Source organism: Yoonia sp. (assembly GCF_965660735.1).
GTDB lineage: Bacteria > Pseudomonadota > Alphaproteobacteria > Rhodobacterales > Rhodobacteraceae > Yoonia.
This window is the reverse complement of sequence record NZ_CBFIBD010000034.1, coordinates 14,450-31,424: the sequence shown is the minus strand read 5'-3', so window position 1 is coordinate 31,424 and position 16,975 is coordinate 14,450. Positions and strand designations below refer to the sequence as shown.

The 16,975-nt window shown below is 61.1% G+C and carries 13 protein-coding genes; 1 reads left to right on the top strand and 12 read right to left on the bottom strand.

What is annotated here, in order from left to right:
- From ACTG4B_RS12230 to ACTG4B_RS12220, 3 genes are all read right to left on the bottom strand, one after another.
- On the bottom strand, nucleotides 1–1,470 hold a 1,470-nt coding region (locus ACTG4B_RS12230), incomplete at its 3' end, for a monovalent cation/H+ antiporter subunit D (protein WP_439155984.1).
- A complete protein-coding gene (locus ACTG4B_RS12225; RefSeq protein WP_439155983.1) occupies nucleotides 1,467–1,832 on the bottom strand; it encodes a Na+/H+ antiporter subunit C in 366 nt (121 codons plus the stop codon). The genes ACTG4B_RS12225 and ACTG4B_RS12230, both read right to left, overlap by 4 nt.
- A 1-nt stretch (nucleotide 1,833) precedes the next feature.
- Entirely contained in the window at nucleotides 1,834–4,695 is a 2,862-nt protein-coding gene (locus tag ACTG4B_RS12220) for a monovalent cation/H+ antiporter subunit A (protein WP_439155982.1), read from the bottom strand.
- A gap of 326 nt (nucleotides 4,696–5,021) precedes the next feature.
- Between ACTG4B_RS12220 and ACTG4B_RS12215 the strand changes: the two genes are divergently transcribed.
- The gene (locus ACTG4B_RS12215; protein ID WP_439155981.1) at nucleotides 5,022–5,801 is read left to right on the top strand and encodes an ion channel; all 780 of its coding nucleotides are present in this window, start codon (nucleotides 5,022–5,024) and stop codon (nucleotides 5,799–5,801) included.
- On the opposite strand, the gene lpdA is transcribed toward ACTG4B_RS12215, so the two are convergent.
- From lpdA to ACTG4B_RS12170, 9 genes are all read right to left on the bottom strand, one after another.
- The gene (lpdA, locus tag ACTG4B_RS12210) at nucleotides 5,796–7,172 is read right to left on the bottom strand and encodes a dihydrolipoyl dehydrogenase (protein WP_439155980.1); all 1,377 of its coding nucleotides are present in this window, start codon (nucleotides 7,170–7,172) and stop codon (nucleotides 5,796–5,798) included. The two genes, ACTG4B_RS12215 and lpdA, sit on opposite strands and share 6 nt — an antisense overlap.
- A gap of 11 nt (nucleotides 7,173–7,183) precedes the next feature.
- Complete coding sequence (locus ACTG4B_RS12205) at nucleotides 7,184–8,059, bottom strand: 2-oxo acid dehydrogenase subunit E2 (RefSeq protein ID WP_439155979.1); 876 nt, start codon at nucleotides 8,057–8,059, stop codon at nucleotides 7,184–7,186.
- A 10-nt stretch (nucleotides 8,060–8,069) separates the two neighbouring features.
- On the bottom strand, nucleotides 8,070–9,494 hold the full coding sequence (locus tag ACTG4B_RS12200) for an NAD-dependent succinate-semialdehyde dehydrogenase (RefSeq protein ID WP_439155978.1): 1,425 nt from the start codon (nucleotides 9,492–9,494) through the stop codon (nucleotides 8,070–8,072).
- A 15-nt stretch (nucleotides 9,495–9,509) separates the two neighbouring features.
- Nucleotides 9,510–10,778: a biotin/lipoyl-containing protein gene (locus tag ACTG4B_RS12195; RefSeq protein ID WP_439155977.1), complete on the bottom strand. Its 1,269-nt coding sequence runs from the start codon at nucleotides 10,776–10,778 to the stop codon at nucleotides 9,510–9,512.
- Nucleotides 10,768–11,763 (bottom strand): alpha-ketoacid dehydrogenase subunit beta, encoded by a 996-nt coding sequence (locus ACTG4B_RS12190; RefSeq protein ID WP_439155976.1) that lies wholly within the window; start codon nucleotides 11,761–11,763, stop codon nucleotides 10,768–10,770. The genes ACTG4B_RS12195 and ACTG4B_RS12190 overlap by 11 nt, the downstream gene beginning before the upstream one ends.
- A gap of 12 nt (nucleotides 11,764–11,775) precedes the next feature.
- On the bottom strand, nucleotides 11,776–12,753 hold the full coding sequence (locus tag ACTG4B_RS12185; protein ID WP_439155975.1) for a thiamine pyrophosphate-dependent dehydrogenase E1 component subunit alpha: 978 nt from the start codon (nucleotides 12,751–12,753) through the stop codon (nucleotides 11,776–11,778).
- Nucleotides 12,754–12,832: 79 nt separating this feature from the next.
- Nucleotides 12,833–14,143, bottom strand: coding sequence for a M24 family metallopeptidase (locus ACTG4B_RS12180; protein ID WP_439155974.1), 1,311 nt, complete (start codon nucleotides 14,141–14,143; stop codon nucleotides 12,833–12,835).
- Between the two features lie 60 nt (nucleotides 14,144–14,203).
- Nucleotides 14,204–15,013 carry an SDR family NAD(P)-dependent oxidoreductase gene (locus ACTG4B_RS12175; protein ID WP_439155973.1) on the bottom strand — a complete coding sequence of 270 codons (810 nt, stop codon included), beginning with the start codon at nucleotides 15,011–15,013 and terminating at the stop codon, nucleotides 14,204–14,206.
- A 19-nt stretch (nucleotides 15,014–15,032) separates the two neighbouring features.
- Nucleotides 15,033–16,733 carry an extracellular solute-binding protein gene (locus tag ACTG4B_RS12170; RefSeq protein WP_439155972.1) on the bottom strand — a complete coding sequence of 567 codons (1,701 nt, stop codon included), beginning with the start codon at nucleotides 16,731–16,733 and terminating at the stop codon, nucleotides 15,033–15,035.
- Nucleotides 16,734–16,975: the final 242 nt, after the last annotated feature.

The window sequence follows — 16,975 nt, the reverse complement described above, 5'->3', positions numbered from 1 at the left end:
ATAGGATGCAACAGGCCCTGCGAACACGGCAAGCGCGCCAAGAACGGCAAGCGCCACGATCGTTGGTGCGACCTCGGCTGTCGTTGCCTTTGGTTGCGGGGGCGCGACCTGTTGTTCTGCCCCCTCGGGCGCCGATGCGGGCAGGGGGATTGCGGTTGATGACCAGAACAGCACGCTGCCGGCCCGCGCAAAGCCGACAATCGTCAGCAACGAACCGGCCAGGATCGCGGTCCAGGCCCAGCCCATTTGACCCGGATCGCGCAGCGCATCCATCACCAGCAGTTTACCCAGAAAACCGCTCAGCGGCGGCATCCCGGCCATGGCGATGGCGCCACCAAAGAAAAGCGCTGCGAACAGACCGTTCTGCACGGTCACGGGGGCCGGTGTCAGCCTGTCCTGCGCCCGCCGCGTGATGACCAGATCGGCAATCAGGAAAAGGCAGGCTGCGGCAAAGGTGGAATGCACCATATAATATAGCGCGGCCGTCGTGGCCGTGGGCGAAAAGGCCGCGACCGCCACCAGCAGCGTGCCCATGGACCCGACGACCGAAAAACTGATCAGCGGCAACAACCGCCGCGCGCCCAGCACGCCGAACGCACCGACCGCAATGGTAACGATCGCCGCCGGAAACAGCCATCCACCGATCAGCCCTTCTGTTCCCGGAACGCCCGGGCCGAACGCCGTGGTATGCACCCGCAGGATCGCATAGGCCCCCACCTTTGTCATGATCGCAAACAGAGCTGCGACCGGCGCAGGCGCGTTGGCATAGGTCGCCGGCAGCCAGAACTGCACGGGAAAAACGGCCGCTTTCACGGCAAAGACAATCATCAACAGCATCGCCGCCACGCGCACCAAGGCGGCTTCTTCAGCGGGAATTTCGGGGATCTTGGCCGCCATGTCTGCGATGTTCAGGGTTCCGGTGCTGGCATAGAGCGTGCCAAGGGCGAACAGAAACAACGTAGACCCGGCCAGGTTCATCACGACATATTGCAGGCCCGCGCGCATCCTTTCTCGCCCGCCGGCATGGATCATCAAACCGTAGGACGCGATCAGCAGGACCTCGAAGAACACGAACAGGTTAAAGACGTCGCCGGTCAGGAAGGCACCGCAGATGCCCATGATCTGAAACTGGAACAGCGCGTGAAAATGCTTGCCGCGCGCGTCCCAGCCTGTGGCAATGGTATGGATCAGGACGATCAGCGCCAGCACGGCAGTCAGCAGCACCATCAGCGCCGACAGCCGATCCAACACCAGCACGATCCCGAAAGGTGCGGGCCAGTCGCCCAGCCGGTAAACATGAGTTTGCCCTTCGGCTGCGACCACGGCCAGCCCGATGGCCACTGCCAGCAGCGCGACCGTGCCCGCAAGCGACGCGACCCGCGCCAGCGTGATGTCATGGCGCATCACAAAACCAATCACCGGCGCAAGCAGGGCGGGCAGGATGACGGGAACGATTATCCAGTGCATCATTGCGCGGCGTCCTTGTCGGCTTTGACGTCGGCGTCATCCGCCGCGATATTGATCTGATCGTGGTCAGCTTCCAGAAATGCGCCAAGGCCGATCATCACCAGCACTGCCGTCATCCCGAATGAAATGACGATGGCCGTCAGCACCAGCGCCTGCGGCAACGGGTCGGCATAGCTCGCGTCGCCGTATTTCGACAGGACCGGGGCCATGTCGATCGACAGCCGCCCGCTGGCGAACAGGAACACGTTGACCGCATAAGACAGCAACGCGATCCCCAGGATCACCGGAAAGGTTCTAAGCCGCAAAAGCAGATAAACCCCACCGGTCGTCAACACGCCGACCGCGCTTGCAACGATCATTTCCATGTCAGCCCTCCGCCTTGTTTTCGATGATCCGTTCGGCCGGGTCGTAATCCATCGGGGCGACGTTCGGCTTTTCGCCGGCAAAGCGGGCGATCCGCGACAGGCTGTAAAGCATCAGCATCACCGCCCCCAGGACGGCAAGGAACACGCCCAGATCAAAAAACATCGCAGTGGCCAGTTCGAATTCCTCGATCGGCGGCAAATGCACGTAGGTAAACGCGCTTGTCAGGAACGGTGCACCGGCCAGCCACGCACCTGCACCGGTCAGCCCTGCAATGATGACGCCCATGCCGATCATGGCATGGTATTCGATCCGCTGCCTGTCTTGTGTCCAGGCAAAGCCGGACGCCATATATTGCATCAACAGCGCGATCGCGATGACCAGCCCCGCGACAAAGCCGCCGCCGGGCTGGTTATGCCCGCGCAGGAAAATATAGATGCCGACCATCGCCGCAATCGGCATCATGACGCGGGTGACGACGACCATCATCAACGGGTGCCGGTCGCGCGACCGATCCTGCGAATAATCGGTCTGGCGCAACCGCTGCAAGGCGGGCCCGTCCAGCAGCGCATGCATCAGTGCGTAAATGACCAGACCCGCAACACCCAGCACGATAATCTCGCCATAGGTGTCATAGCCGCGGAAATCGACAAGGATCACGTTGACCACATTGGTCCCGCCGCCACCTTCATAGCTGTTGGCAAGGTGGAAATCCGAAATCGTGCTGACATCGCGCAAAAGAAAACTATACGCCAGCGCGCCCACGCCGCCGCCTGCGGTTACAGCGATCAGACCATCGCGCAGTTTGCGGCCGACCGTGCTTTCCCTTGGGGTGGTTTTGGGCAGGAAGTGCAGCGCCAGCAGCAGCAGCATGATCGTGACGGTTTCGACCGAGATTTGCGTCAGCGCCAGGTCAGGGGCCGACAGATACACAAAGCCCGACGAAATCGTCAAGCCGATCACGCCGATCAGCACCAGGGCCTGGAACCGTGCATGGTGCATCGTCACCACAGCACCCGTCGCCACGACCAGCATCAGCCAACCCACGGCAACGATGGGCGGCACCGGCAGCATATCGCGTGTCGGCGCACCAAGCCCGCCACCTGAAAAGGCCACAGCGCCAAGCGCCACGGACGCGACCACGAAGATTGCAAGGTAGCGGCTGATCGCCCCGTTGTGCGTGGCCTCTGTGATGTTCCGCGACAAGCCCACGATTGCGGCGATGAGACCATCAAAGATGGCTTTCGCCTCGGGGCGGCGGGCCGCGATCCACGCGCGGTCCAGCGTCGGGTGCAGCCAGAGGAAGACAGCCCCGCCAAGCACCGCCATGATCGACATGTAAAGCGCGGGCGTAATGCCGTGCCAGACCTTGAGATAGATATCAATCTCGGTGCCGGTCACGGCGCTTGCGGCTGCGTTCACGATACCTTCGGCCAGAAATGGCATGATACCGATCAACACCACCAACACGGCCAGCAAGGCAGGGGCCGCCCACATGCCAAAAGGCGGATCATGCGGCTGGTGCGGATAGTCGTCGCGTACCGGCCCAAGAAATACATGCCCGATAAAACGCAGCGAATAAGCCACAGACAAAAGCGCCCCGATCGTCGCCAGCACCGGCACGGCATAGGGGCTGCCTGCCCATGTCGTGTGTGCGGCCTCCTCCAGCATCAGTTCCTTGGACAGGAACCCGTTGAACAGCGGAATCCCCGCCATCGACAGGGCCGCAACCGTGCCGATGACAAAGGTTACGGGCATCAGATGGCGCAGCCCCCCCAGGCGCTTGATGTCGCGGGTGTGGGTCTCATGGTCGACGATCCCGGCAGTCATGAACAGCGCCGCCTTGAATGTCAGGTGGTTGATAATGTGGAACACGGCTGCAATTGCGGCCGCTTGCGTGCCGAAACCCAACAGCATGGTCAAAAGACCAAGGTGGCTGACCGTGGAAAACGCCAGCAGTGCCTTGAGGTCATCCTTGAACAGCGCAATCAGCGCGCCCAGCACCATGGTCACAAGGCCCGTCGTCGCCACAATGTAGAACCAGGCATCGGTCCCGGCTAAAACGGGCCACATCCGCGCCATCAGAAAGACGCCCGCCTTTACCATCGTCGCCGAGTGCAGATAGGCTGACACCGGGGTTGGTGCCGCCATGGCGTGCGGCAGCCAGAAATGGAACGGAAACTGTGCCGACTTTGTAAAGGCGCCCAGCAGGATCAGGATCAGCGCGGGTAAATACCAGTCGGATGCGCGGATCGCGTCACCCGCCTGCAGGATATCAGTCAGGTTGTAGCTGCCAGCGATATTGCCGAGGATCAGCATCCCCCCGATCATCGCCAATCCGCCACTGCCTGTGACAGCCAGTGCCATGCGCGCGCCTTGCCGGCCTTCGGGCAGGTGTTTCCAAAAGCCGATCAACAAGAACGAAGACAGCGACGTCAGTTCCCAAAAAATCAGCAAAAGCAGGATGTTGTCTGATATGACGATGCCCAGCATCGCGCCCTGAAACAGCAGCAGATAGGTATAAAACTGCCCCATCGGATCATCGCCCGACAGATAGAATCTGGCATAAAGCGTGATCAACAGCCCCACACCCAGGATCATCCCCGCAAAAAGCAGCCCCAACCCATCCAGAAAGAATGACGCAGACAGGCCCAGCTGTGGCAGCCACTCAATTTCTGCCTGGATAACCTCGCCACGCAGGACGGCGGGCGCGAGGATGATCAGCATGATCAGCGCCAGCGCGGTCGGAATGGCGGTGAATGTCGCGCAGGCGGTGCGGCCAGCACGAATCATAATTCCGGGAACAAGCGCGCCTATGAATGGCAGTAAAGCGATCAGAAAAAGGAGGTTGCCCCCGGCGCTCATGTTGGTGTCCCCCAGTCGTTTTTCGCTTTGCCTGTCATATCCTCAAGCAGCCGGCTTGTAAAATGCCGCTGTTGAAAACATCGCAGGGTTTATTTGCAAAAGTAAATGCGATGCGTTTGCAGTTATTCAAGGGCAAACCACGCCCTATCTGTTGTTTTTTGGCAGGTTTTCCAACGTGCTGGCATATTTCGCACTGGATTAAGGCAGTCCGGTCTGTTGAAACGCCGCGCGTATGGCCCGCTATGTGGTCAGGCATCCGGCCCAAGCCCGGGCAAACCTGCAAAACCATCAATGACGGGCCCGGCAAACTGCGCTATCCATGCAGGATGGAACGTCTACATCGCACTCTCCGCTTGCTTTACACCGGGCGCAGCCAGCGCGCGCGCAGGTTTCGCTACTGGCTGATTGCATTTGATGCTGTCAGCATTCTGTATTTCATTGTCGCTGCGGCGCTGCCGGGATCGCCGGGGTTGATGGTCGTGAACACGATATTTGGCGTGCTGATCCTGCTGGACCTGTCTGCCCGGTTGTTGATTTCTGAAAACCGGCGGCGTGAACTGACCCGCATTTACACGCTTGCGGATATCATCGTGGTGGGAACGCTGCTCTTTGCACCGTTTTTCGCGCAAAATCTTGCGTTTTTGCGCATCCTGCGGGCATTGCGCCTGATCCGTGCATATCACCTGATGTCCGACCTGCGGCGCGAGAGCTTGTTTTTCAGGCGGCACGAAGACGCGATTCTGGCGGCGATAAACCTGTTTGTCTTTGTGTTCGTCACGACGTCAGCGGTGTTCGTGCTGACCTTTTCCGAAGGCGATGGTATCGCGGGGTATATCGACGCGCTTTATTTCACGGTGGCGACGCTGACCACCACCGGTTTTGGCGATATCACCATGACGACGCCGGGCGGAAAGCTGCTGGCCGTCTTCATCATGGTGGTCGGTGTGGCCCTGTTCGTGCAACTGGCCCGGGCGATTTTCCAACCATCCAAGATCCGCTATAAGTGCGAAGAGTGTGGACTAAGCCGCCACGAACCCGACGCGATCCACTGCAAGCACTGTGGCGCGCCGCTCAAGATCGAAACCGAGGGGACCGCAAGCCTATAGGTCGGTCAGTGTGCCCAGCGCGCGTTCTGCGGCAAAGGCGACGGTTTCCGACAGCGTGGGGTGGGCGTGAACGGTCAGGCCGATATCCTCCAGCGTTGCGCCCATTTCGATGGCCAGCGTGATCTCGGCCAGCAATTCGCCCGCATTGCGCCCGATGATCGTGCCGCCAAGAAGGCGCATTGTTTCGGGGTCATAGACCAGTTTGGTCAACCCGTCGCCCCCGCCAGACGCCAGATTGCGCCCGCTGGCGGCCCAGGGAAAGCTGGTGGCCCTGACCTTGCGGCCCTCGGCCTTGGCCTGTGCCTGTGTCATCCCGACCCACGCCAGTTCAGGGTTTGTATAGGCGACAGAGGGGATCAGCACAGTATCCAATGCGGCGCGATGGCCTGCGGCCACCTCTGCCGTGATATGGCCCTGATGGGTGGCGCGGTGCGCCAGCATCGGGTTGCCGGTCACATCGCCGATGGCAAAGATATCGGGCTGATCGGTGCGACCGGCATCATCGGCCGAAATCACGCCCCGGTCGCTGACGGTCAACCCTGCGGCGGGGGCACCGACCTTGTCCCCATTGGCGCGGCGCCCGACAGATTGGATCACGGCCCCGGCCTTGATCTGTCCGTCATATGCGCCGGTGCAGGTCAGGGTAATTGCGGCCTTGGCCGCTTTCACCTCTGTCACTTGCGTGTCGGTGTGGATCGTGATGCCCTGCGCCTCCAGTGCGGTGCGCAGGATCGCGACTGCCTCCAAATCGGCACCGGCGGCGATCTGGTCTGCCAGCTCGATCACTGTCACGTCAGACCCGAGCGCCGAATAGATGGTCGCCATTTCCAGCCCGATGATACCGCCACCAACGATGGCAAGCGCCTTTGGCACCTCGCGTAGCTCCAGTGCTGCGGTGCTATCCCAGATGCGCGGATCGTCCGGCCAGCCTGGCAGTTGCACCGGGGCCGATCCGACAGCGATGACCGCCTTGTCAAAGCGCAGTGTCTTGCCGTCGATGTCTACGCTGTTCGCGCCGGTAAATTGCGCGGTGCCGCGGATCGTCGTGACCTTGCGCCGTTTGGCAAGCCCGCCCAGCCCGCCTGTCAACTGCCCGACGATATCGTCTTTTTTTGCGCGCAGCGCATCCAGGTCGATTTTTGGCGCGCCAAAACTGATACCCCAATCGGCCATATGCACGGCCTCGCGGATCACTTCGGCAGCGTGCAGCAGGGCCTTGGAGGGAATGCAGCCTTCGTTCAGGCAAACGCCGCCCAGCCGGTCGCGGGCATCTACCAGCGTGACGTTCAGGCCCAGGTCGGCAGCACGAAAGGCGCAGGCATAGCCACCCGGCCCCGCGCCGATGACAAGCAGGTCAGTGTGATCGGTCATTGCGGCATCCCTTAAATCAGCATGTTGCGCGGGTCGGCGATCAGCCCGGCGTAATGGGTCATGAACCGTGCCGCATCCGCCCCGTTGATCACACGGTGGTCATAGGACAGATCCAGCGGCACCATCGGCACCGGACGTGGCGTGTCGCCATCCCAGACGGTCACGGTTTCGGTGCGGGTGATCCCAAGGATCGCAACCTCTGGCGGGTTTACGATGGGGGTAAAGGCAGTGCCGCCAATGCCACCCAGGTTGGTGATGGTCATGGACGCACCGCCCATGTCATCGGGGCCAACCTTGCGCGCCTGCGCACGGCCGGCCAGATCGGCAATTTCCGCCCCGATCTGCCAAAGCCCCTTTTGGTCGGCATCCCGGATCACCGGCACCATCAGCCCGTGGGGGGTGTCCACCGCGATGCCGATATGCACGTAATCTTTCAGGATCAGCGTGTCGCCATCCGGTGTCAGTGACGCATTGAACCGCGCAAAGGCCCGCAGCGCGCGGGCCAGTGCCGCGACGTGAAACGCCAGCGCCGTCAGCTTGACACCACGTGCCTGTGCCTCTGGCTTCAGCGTCTTGCGCAAGGCTTCGATGCCGCTGACATCGGCGCGGTCGTGGTGCGTGACGGCAGGGATCAGCGATTGCGCGGCAGCCATGTTGCGCGCGGCGACTTGGGCAAAGCGGCTCATCGGTTCGGTCGTTACGGGGCCATAGTGGCTGTGATCCACGTCCCAATAGCCGGTGTCGCCGGTGGGGGCGGCGGTGCTGCCCCCTTCCAGATCTTCGGGTGCGATCGTGGTCCGGCCAAGGGCCTTGGCCCGCTGCGCGATATCCACGCCCTTTTCACGTGCAAGACGGCGGGTGGACGGGCTGGCGATGATGTCTGACATGACTGCCCCCTTACCAACTGGCCGAGATATATTGCGTTTCCATGAATTCCAGCATGCCTTCATGCCCGCCTTCGCGCCCCAGCCCCGATTGCTTGGTGCCGCCAAAGGGTGCGGCGGGGTCACTGACCAGACCGCGGTTCAGCCCGACCATGCCGTAATCCAGCCGTTCGCAGACCTGCAAGGCACGTTTGAAATCGCCGGAAAACACATAGGCGACCAACCCGTATTCGGTGTCATTGGCACGCCTGATCGCATCCTCTTGGTCGGTAAATGTCTGGATCGCGGCAACAGGGCCAAAGATTTCGTCATGCACACAGTCGGCGGTTTCGGGCACGCCCGACAGCACGGTCGGCGGGTAGAAATAGCCGGTGCCGTTTGGTGTCACACCACCGCATTCGACCTTTGCCCCCTTGGCGACGGCATCGGCCACAAAGGCCGCCACCTTGTCACGCGTATCGGCGTTGACCAGCGGGCCAACATCGACCGATGGGTCGGTGCCATCGCCCACCTTGAGCGCCGCCATCTTTTCGGTCAGGCGCCGGGTGAATTCCTCGGCAATATCTGCGTGCACATAGATGCGGTTGGCGGCGGTGCAGGCCTCGCCCAGATTGCGCATCTTGGCCAGCATCGTGCCTTCGATCGCGATGTCCATATCGGCGTCTTCCATCACGACGACAGGGGCGTTGCCGCCCAGTTCCATCGCGGGTTTCAGCACCTGATCGGCGGCGGATTTCAACAACTTGCGCCCCACGCCCGTCGATCCGGTAAAGCTGACGACGCGCACGCGGGGATCATGCAGCATGTGATCGACCAAAGCACCTGTACGCTTGGACGGCAGCACATTGACCAGACCTTTGGGCACGCCTGCCTCTTCCAGAAGCGGCATGAGTGCCAGCATGGTCAGCGGCGTTTCCGATGCCGGTTTGATGATGACACCGCAACCGGCGGCCAGCGCGGGCGCGTTCTTGCGTGTGCCCATGGCGGCGGGATAGTTCCACGGTGTGACCAGCACGGCCAGCCCTGCGGGTTTGTGCTGCACCATGATCCGGGCACCCGATGCAGGCGCATGGGTGATCAAGCCGTCGGCGCGCACGGCCTCTTCTGCGAACCAGCGAAAGAATTCTGCGGCATAGGCGGCCTCGCCGCGTGCATCGACCCCGGCCTTGCCGTTTTCGAGGGTGATCAGATGCGCGAAATGATCCAACCGCGCGGTCATCAGTTCCCACGCCTTGCGCAGGACCTCGGACCGCGCGCGGGGCGTGCGGGCGGCCCATTCGGCCATCGCCGCCTCGGCGGCGTCCAGTGCGGCATCGGCATCTGCGATATCGGCGCTTGCAACCGATGCAATCACCTGTTCGGTGGCAGGGTTGATGACGTCAAACCGGTCTGCCGTCTTTTGCCATGTGCCGTTGATATAAAGGTCTGTATATTCCATGTCGGTCCCCAAGGGTCAGAGCAGGTGGCGAAGCGGTTGCTCCATCCGGTCTGCGAAATTTGAAAGAAGGGTGATGGCGGCCTGCGCATCCAGTTGCGAAGGCGCGCATTCAAGCGTGATGGTCAGGCCATGCGCGCCGGTCATCACAGTCAGGGCAGGGGCGGTTTCGGCCCCCATGGCAATACTGCGCAGTGACGTTCCGCGCAAATCACGCAAGATCAGATCGGGTGCATCGTCGGTTGCAGTGATCGCTGACAGTGACCTGACTGCGGGCACCGCATAGCTGTGCTGTTGCCCGAACCGTTCGACCGCGATGACGCAAGGCGCTGACGTGCTGGCACCAGCGAGACCGGCCAGCAGGGCGTCGGCATCCGTCAGCCCATGCGCCGTGGCGGCCCAATCGGCAAAGGGTGTGAAGCCATCGGCAGTGATTTCAGCGGTCAGCACGCGGGCGGCAGCAGCAGTGTGCGCCGTGGCCTTGGCGGGCAGCGCGCGCAATGCGTCCAGATCGGCCACATGAAACGGTTGCGGATGTCCGGCCTCTGCCAGCAGCGACAGATCCAGCCCTTGTTCCAGCGCCAGCCTGCGTGCTTTGGGTGATGCAAGGATGCGTCCGCCCGTTGCACGGGGTGCGGCCGGTCCTGGTGCCGCTTTGGCCGGCGCGACAGGTGCTTTCGTTTCAGGTCCTTTTGCGGCGGGTGCGGGTGCGGTTTGTGCTGACTTCACCGACCTTGCAACCGTGTTGGCCGGTTTCTCTGCGCTGATGATCGCAACGGGATCACCAACTGGCACGTCCTCTCCGGCTTCGGCCAGCGTGGCGGCAAGGTAGCCGTCGGACCCTGCGGCGACCTCCATCGTGGATTTGTCGGTCTCGACCTCGAACAGCACATCATCAGCGGCGACCGCATCGCCGGGGGATTTCAGCCAGTTGACCAAAAGGCCACTATCCTGTGCCATACCCAGTTGCGGCATGGTGACGGATTTGCCGGCTGGCAGGTCATCGCCTTCAGCAGGGGCGGCAGGTTCGACGGCGGTGTCATCATCGGCGCTGTCGGAAATCCGCGCGATGACGGCGCCGACCGGCACATCGTCACCTTCGGATGCGGTCACGCCGGTCAGAAAGCCGTTCGCCTGCGCCTCGACCTCCATCGTGGCCTTGTCGGTTTCCACCTCGAACAGAGCGTCGCCCTTGGCCACGGCATCACCCGGGCCTTTGAGCCATGACACGATCTTGCCCGCGTCCTGCGCCATGCCAAGCTGGGGCATTGTCACATCATGCGGCATGTATCATCTCCCCCGCGCAAAGTTTGCGGGCGTTTTCGGCGACACCTTCGGGGGTGGGCACTGTGATATCTTCCAGCGCGGGTGAAAACGGCACCGGCACATCCATCGCCCCCATCCGCAGCACGGGCGCATCCAGATGATAGAATGCCTTTTCATTCAGGCGGCTGGCGATTTCTGCCGTGACACCATAGCTTTGATGGCCTTCGTCGATGACAATCGCGCGGCTGGTCTTGCGCACGCTTTCCAGCAATGTCGCCTCGTCCAGCGGCACGATGGTGCGGGGGTCGATCACTTCGGCGCTGATCCCTTCGGCTGCCAGGATCTCGGCGGCTTTTTCAGCGACCTGAACCATGGATGATGTCGCGATAAACGTGATGTCGGATCCCTCGCGCTTGATGTTCGCCTCGCCAAAGGGGATCAGGTATTCCTCTTCGGGCACGGGGGCCTTGTCCTGATACATCAGCTTGTCTTCGAAAATCACGACGGGGTTGTTGTCGCGGATCGCGGTCTTCATCAGGCCCTTGGCCTCATAAGCGGACGAGGGCATCGCGACTTTCAGCCCTGGAATATGCGCGACAAGCGCCTGCAAGGACTGGCTGTGTTGTGCCGCAGACCGGCGGGTAGCCCCCATGTTGGTGCGCAAGACCATCGGCACGGACAGTTTGCCACCCGACATATAGTGTTGTTTGGCGGCCTGATTGCACAGCTGGTCCATGACCAGATAGATGAAGTCGCCGAACATCAGATCCACGATGGGGCGCGCGCCGGTCATGGCGGCGCCAACAGCCAACCCGACAAAGCCGGGTTCGGCGATGGGGGTATCGATGACACGTTCGGTGCCGAATTCCTCGACCAGACCGGACAGCACCTTGAAGGGCGTGCCGGCCTCGGCCACGTCTTCGCCCATCAGGAACACGGTCGGGTCGCGGCGCATTTCCTCGGCGATGGCCTCGTTCACGGCCTGGGACAGGGTGATCTCTCTCATAATTCTCTCTCCTCAGTCCGCATAAACATGCATGTCCACTTCGGACACATCGGGGTATTTGGCAGCCTCGGCATAGGCGACGGCCTCGGATGCGTCTTTTTCGATCTCGGCGTTCATCGCTTCGACCTCGTCTTCGGTGGCGATGCCCTGATCAACCAGCCAGGACCGGAACCGCACGATGGGATCGCGGTTTTCCTTCCAGTCCTTTTCCTCGGCCTTGGAGCGGTAATATTCGCGGTTGATGTCGCCCACGTGGTGGCCGTGATAGCGGTAGGTTTCCAGTTCGATAAAGAACGGACCTTCACCCTTGCGGCAGCGCGCCACCAGTTTCTGCGTCAGTTCATTGACCGCCAGCACATCCTGCCCATCGACCTTGAAGGCCTCGATCCCGAACGCCTCGGCGCGGGCCGTTATCGAACCGGCGGCGATTTCTTCGGTCTTGGTATATTCGGAATAGCCGTTGTTTTCGCAGGCATAAATCACGGGCAGATGCCAAAGCGCGGCCATATTCATGACCTCGTAAAGCAGCCCCTGCGCCGTGGCCCCATCGCCAAAGAAACAGACCGTCACATCATCCTGCCCCAGCAGTTTCGCGCGCAGGGCCGATCCTGTAGCGATCCCCATGGACCCGCCGACGATGGCATTGGCGCCAAGGTTACCGTGGCTTTGGTCGGCAATATGCATCGACCCGCCCTTGCCGCGACAGTACCCTTCTTCCTTGCCCAGAAGTTCGCAGAACATCTGCTTGAATTCGGCCCCCTTGGCGACGCAGTGCCCGTGCCCACGGTGGGTGGATGTAATGCGGTCGTCATCGGTCAGCGCCTCGCAGATGCCCACTGCAACGGCTTCCTCGCCGGAATACATATGCGTCAGGCCGGGCATCTTGGCGGACAGATACAGCTGGTTCGCGTTGTCCTCAAATGTGCGGATACGCACCATCTGGCGGTACATCCGCAGGTAATCTTCGGTGTTTGTTTTCGTCTTGGCCATGGAATGGTCTCCAAGCAGGGAATGGGCGCCGGGCACCCATCCTGCATCGGTGACGCAGGATGGGTGATTTCACCTATGTTCAGTAGCGGTTGGCGATGGGCAGTTCTTCGGCGGGGAACAGGCTGATGACTTCGCAACCGGTTTCTGTCACGACGACTTCTTCCTCGATGCGGGCGGCGGAATAGCCGTCGGTTGCAGGGCAGTAGGTTTCCAGCGCAAAGACCATACCGGTCTTGATCTCCATCGGGTGATCCATCGACACCGCACGCGAGATGATGGGCCGTTCGTGCAACGCCAGACCCAGACCGTGGCCGAATTGAAGCCCAAAGGCCTGATCTTCACTCGCAAAGCCCAGCGATTGGGCTGTTGGCCAGACTTCGGCAACCTTGTCGGTGCTCACGCCGGGTTTGATCATCGCGATAGAGGCATCGATCCATTCGCGCGCCTTCACATAGGCGTCGTTCTGCGACGGTGTTGCACGGCCCACGTTGAAGGTCCGGTAATAGCAGGTGCGATAGCCCTGATAACTTTGCAGAATGTCGAAAAACGCCTGGTCGCCGGGGCGGATCAGCCGGTCGGTGAAGTTGTGCGGATGCGGATTGCAGCGTTCACCGGAAATGGCGTTGATCGCCTCGACGTCGTCTGACCCCATCTCATAAAGCATCTTGTTGGACAGTGCCACGATATCGTTCTCGCGCACGCCGGGCTTCAGCTCTTCATAGATCATATGATAGACGCCATCGACCATCGCGGCGGCTTGGGTCAAAAGCTGGATTTCGTCCGTATTCTTGATCTCGCGGGCCGCCAACATGATCTGCTGGCCATCGACCACGTTCAGGCCTTCTGCCTGCAATGCATGGAACATTGCCGTTTCGGCATAATCCACACCCACCGGCATATCCGCCATACCTGCGTCTTTGATCAGGCCCGCGATTTGCTTGGCATACTTCTGCATCAACCCGAATTCAGGCGGGATGGTGCCGCGCATGCCGACAACCCCTGCAAGGCAATGGCTGGGCTCAAGCCAGTCGGAGTGACGTTTGTGGTGCTCTGCGGCGGAACCAAAATCCCACACATAGGGGCTGTCATCGCCAGTGAGCAGGCAAAAGCGGCACATCTTGTCGCGTTCCCATTCCCCGATCTTGGTGGCCGAGACATACCGGATATTGTTCACATCGAACAACAGCAGCGTACCCGCATTCGAGTTTTTCAGCGACTGGCGCGTCCGCGCAAGGCGGTAACGACGCAGGCGGTCGTGGTCGATACGGCGTTCAAAATCAACGGACATGTGGCCATGGGCTGGCAGCTTTTCGCGCCATTCCCAATTCGGCTCAAGGTCCTGGGGCGTAAGAAGGTTCGGCATGAGGGCATTGCCCGGACGTTCTGACATAACTGTCTCCTTCGGGGGTAAAACTGCCCCCGTATTGTAGGTTATTGAAGCAAAAGCGGGTTACTGGATGCACCAGCCGCCATCGATGTGGATCATCTGGCCGGTCATGTAGTCGCTGTCGTCGCTGGCAAGGAACGACGCGGTGCCGATGATATCCTTGGGGTATGACACGCGCTTGATCTGAAGTGCGTCGCGCACGATGTCGTCATAGGCCTGACCTTCGCGGTCCTTGAAACCGATCTCGACCAGGTCCTTGTCAAGCTGTTCCCACAGCGGCGTGACAACCACGCCCGGCGCATAGCCGTTGACGGTAATGTTGTGCTCGGCAAGGCCAATGGCCCCGCAATGCGTCAGCGCAAGGCAGCCATATTTCGAGGTGCAGTAAACCGTGACATCCACCAGCGGTTTGCGCGATGCAATGGACCCCACGTTGATCAGTTTGTAGGGGTGCCCCTCCATCGGGCCCTGGGCGATCATCTGGCGGGCGGTTTCCTGCATACCCAGCCACATCGCCTTGGTGTTGACGTTCATGATCATGTCCCAGTTGTCTTCATCGATATCCATGAAGAACCGGGGCTTGTTCAAGCCGGCGTTGAAAAGACCCACATTGATAGACCCGAACGCCTTGACGGTGGCGGCGACCGCGGCGGCGTTGTCTTCGCGCTTGGTGACATCCATCTTGACGGCGATGGCTTTGCCGTTGCCGTCTGCGTTGATCTTGTCGGCAACCTCTTGCGCGGCGTCCAGATCAAGATCGCCAATACACACATTGGCACCCTGCGCGGCAAAACTCTCGGCGTTTGCAGCACCCATGCCGCGTGCGGCACCCGTGATCAGGATGTTCTTACCGTTAAGGCGATTGGGGTCCATGGTTTCCTCCCTAAGTGACCTAATGTCGTAAAATGTCTTCGGCGCGGGCTTGCACCCGGTCGAGCGCGTCGCGCGGGCTGACGATCCCGCGGAGCATGTCGTGCAATTCATTGCCGCAAACGCGGATGATGTCGGATATCTGCGGGATCGGCGGGCGCGGCCAGAATTGCAGCTCGTCGCGCCACGACATCTGATCGACCAGCCCAAAGATCGGCGACAGTCGCCGCACCTCGGGGTCTGCACCGACGGAATAGCGTGGCGCTGTGCGGCTGCCGTTTTGCGCATAGAGTTTCTGCGCGCCGGGCGAGGTAAAGGCCACAAGCGCCTCGACCGCGTCCTCCAGCCGGTCCGCCGCCAGATTGGACGGAATGCAAAACACATAGCCGCCAACCGGTGCGATGGGCACCCCTTTGGGGCCATGCGGATGCGGCAGATAACCGGTATTGCCATGCGCCGGACAGCTTTCGTCCAGCTCGAAATAGGGGGCCAGAAGGGTGTAGCCATAGGCCATCGCCACCTGCCCCGCACCATAGGGGCGCACCCGTTCATACCATGACATGGACAGGATGTCGGGTGGCGAAAACGCAAGCAGTTGCAACAGGTAATCGGCGGCTGCATGGGCACGCTCGGTGTTCAGGGTGGGCCGCAAAACCTGCCCGGCAAGATTACCCGCGTCATAGCCACCGGCGATTTCGGGGATATCGATGATCGGCTGGCCAAAGGCTGCACAGGTCATCATGAAGGTATGCCCCAGCGCCGTGCCGCGCGCCGCGTTCCACGCCACGCCATAGCGGCCGCGCTGCGGGTTGTGAAAATGCCGCGCGGCATCAATGACGGCGTCGGTTGTGGCGGGGGGCTCCAGCCCGTCTTCGGCAAACCAGTCCTTGCGGTAGAACATCAGTTCCGGCGTCGTCTGGCTGGGCACGCCATAAGGCTGCCCGCCCCAGTGCGCCGCCTGCCATCCCGCAGTGTGAAAATCCGCCGGATCAAGCCGCGCCACATCCATGACATCGCCCAGAGGCCGGATCACACCCTTTTCGACAAACTCGCCCACCCACGGCAGGTCAACGGCAATCAGGTCGTACCGGCTTTTGGGGCGATCTGCGTTGCGCAGCGTTTCTTCGTGCAGGCGGTCGATGGAAAAGGCCCGCTGGTGAATGTCCGTGCCCACCATTTGTTCGAACTGGCGCTTCAACCCCTCCATCACCATGAAGGTCGGATCGCCATGCACCAGAATGCGCAGGCCGCCGGGCAGTTTCAGTGGCTGGGGCAGCGCACTGGGCGGCGCGATCGCCGCGCGTCCGGGTTGATAAGAACCGCCAAAGTAGTAGTCCGTCGTTTCGGATGTCTGCCGCGCACCGCCAAAGGTGCTGCGCACCAGCCGGTCGACCCGGTCGGCCAGCTGACTGAAACTTTCCAGCAGATCGGGGCTTGGATGAAGGGAGTGGCTTTTGCCGGTGCGTGTGCGGGGGCGGCGTTCGATCAGCCCCGCGTCCTGTATCTCGGCCAGCTTGCGGGTCGCAGTGGCATAAGGCACCCCTGCCGCAGACACCATCGAAGACGGCGAGACAACCCGGCCCTCCGAATGACTGCGCAGCAGGTGCAGGATCATGTTCAGATGCGGATTGGGTGTGTTCGGGTCAACAGCATTGTCCATCTCCATGGACAGGCTGGCAAGGAAATGCACCACCCTCTCCAGGTCGGGGCTGGCAGTGTTCATCGTCCCGTCCGCAGACCCGGTGGCTGCAGATTGTCCAAAATGATTATTTCGCGCTGCGAGCTGTTGCATTATACCTGACTTGGCGATGCCGCTGTTGCGGCGTGGCGTATCGTTCATGATTTCCCCTTGCAATTTGCCCAATTTGATATCCGTTCAGTATGGTGAAAAAAACCATAATGGACATTAAAAAGTTCATAATGGATAAAAAGGATACGTTTTTCCGGCCGAGAATCGCGCTGGAT

Bases quoted from the DNA above. Each gene is read 5' to 3' on its own strand.
- ACTG4B_RS12225 (WP_439155983.1), bottom strand. From the start codon at position 1,832: ATGGAAATGATCGTTGCAAGCGCGGTCGGCGTGTTGACGACCGGTGGG.
- ACTG4B_RS12220 (WP_439155982.1), bottom strand. From the start codon at position 4,695: ATGAGCGCCGGGGGCAACCTCCTTTTTCTGATCGCTTTACTGCCATTC.
- ACTG4B_RS12215 (WP_439155981.1), top strand. From the start codon at position 5,022: ATGGAACGTCTACATCGCACTCTCCGCTTGCTTTACACCGGGCGCAGC.
- lpdA (WP_439155980.1), bottom strand. From the start codon at position 7,172: ATGACCGATCACACTGACCTGCTTGTCATCGGCGCGGGGCCGGGTGGC.
- ACTG4B_RS12205 (WP_439155979.1), bottom strand. From the start codon at position 8,059: ATGTCAGACATCATCGCCAGCCCGTCCACCCGCCGTCTTGCACGTGAA.
- ACTG4B_RS12200 (WP_439155978.1), bottom strand. From the start codon at position 9,494: ATGGAATATACAGACCTTTATATCAACGGCACATGGCAAAAGACGGCA.
- ACTG4B_RS12195 (WP_439155977.1), bottom strand. From the start codon at position 10,778: ATGCCGCATGATGTGACAATGCCCCAGCTTGGCATGGCGCAGGACGCG.
- ACTG4B_RS12190 (WP_439155976.1), bottom strand. From the start codon at position 11,763: ATGAGAGAGATCACCCTGTCCCAGGCCGTGAACGAGGCCATCGCCGAG.
- ACTG4B_RS12185 (WP_439155975.1), bottom strand. From the start codon at position 12,753: ATGGCCAAGACGAAAACAAACACCGAAGATTACCTGCGGATGTACCGC.
- ACTG4B_RS12180 (WP_439155974.1), bottom strand. From the start codon at position 14,143: ATGTCAGAACGTCCGGGCAATGCCCTCATGCCGAACCTTCTTACGCCC.
- ACTG4B_RS12175 (WP_439155973.1), bottom strand. From the start codon at position 15,013: ATGGACCCCAATCGCCTTAACGGTAAGAACATCCTGATCACGGGTGCC.
- ACTG4B_RS12170 (WP_439155972.1), bottom strand. From the start codon at position 16,733: ATGAACACTGCCAGCCCCGACCTGGAGAGGGTGGTGCATTTCCTTGCC.